2 protein-coding genes are annotated in these 1,049 nt (G+C 73.7%); both read right to left on the bottom strand.

Annotation, left to right across the window (positions count from 1 at the left end):
• Positions 1-41 precede the first annotated feature (41 nt).
• A complete protein-coding gene (locus ACWCSD_RS53065) occupies positions 42-608 on the bottom strand; it encodes a hypothetical protein (RefSeq protein WP_449927669.1) in 567 nt (188 codons plus the stop codon).
• Between the two features lie 73 nt (positions 609-681).
• On the bottom strand, positions 682-1,049 hold a 368-nt coding region (locus ACWCSD_RS53060; RefSeq protein WP_449927666.1), incomplete at its 5' end, for a hypothetical protein.

Raw genomic sequence — 1,049 nt, 5'->3', positions numbered from 1 at the left:
CACCAGGCCCAGCGCCGAGGCGGCGGGATCGCGCGAGTCTTCTACTGCTCGGCCGCCCGCTCGGCAGCGCGCAGCGCCGCCAGGTCGGCCTTGATCTTCTCGGCGTGGCCGCGATCGAGCGGGGCGCCGGCGCCCTTGAATAGCTGCTCGCCCACGATGTGGTCCTGGGCGCCGGGCATGTGGAACAGGCGGATCAGCGGCCTGCGGACGAGCACGGTCGAGAATTGGAGGCCCGGGTCGTGGAACAGCTCGTCGGGCTGCGCCTTCTCACGCGACTGGCCGGGCTCGTTGTCGCCCCACACCAGGTCCACGAACTCGCTGCCCGGCGTGGCCAGCATCCGGATCTGCGGAGCCGGGCCGGGGTCGGGCGCGGGCGGCTGCGGTGCCGGGGCGGGCGGGTCGAGCGGCGCGGCCTGCGTGGGCAGCGCCGCGTCACCGGCCTTCACGGCCTCCTTCGCCGGAGCCGGGACGGTGTCGCTCGCGCCGGGCAGCGTCTCGGCCTCGGTCTGCGCGGCCGCGGTCTGCTCGGTCTCGGTCTTGGTCGGCTCGGCCGACGCGCCCGCCGCCGTGCCGCCGGACTTGGCTCGCTTGCCGGTCGTCGTCGTCACCGCTGCCGTCCCCCCTGCCTGTCGGATCGCCCATGCGCGGCAGACCCAACCACAACCAGGCCCTTACGTCGCATCACCGCGCGGCCTCGATCAGCCGGGCGGTGCGGCGGCCGCGCTTGACGTACGACTTCAGGTGAGAGCCGTTGACGATGTTCCACACGTACTGCGGGGTCGCCGGCGGCTGATCTGCGGCGACCTGCGCGAGCGTCATCCCGGAGGCGCGCAGCGCTTTCATCCGGTCGTGATCGTATTTGCGGCCCGACCGGCGGGCCGGGAGCCCGGCCTCGCTGACAACCTTGTTGATCGTGGCCGTACTGGTGCGGACGGCGGCGACGATCTGGGCGTGCGAGCGGCCCGCCTTCCACGCCCGTAGGATCGCCCGCCGCTTCGCCGCAGTGATCCGCGATGCGCGAGGGTCGCGGGCGGTGCGCATCTGCACCC

The organism is Nonomuraea sp. NPDC001684, assembly GCF_053596515.1.
This window is presented reverse-complemented; position numbering and strand designations above follow the sequence as displayed.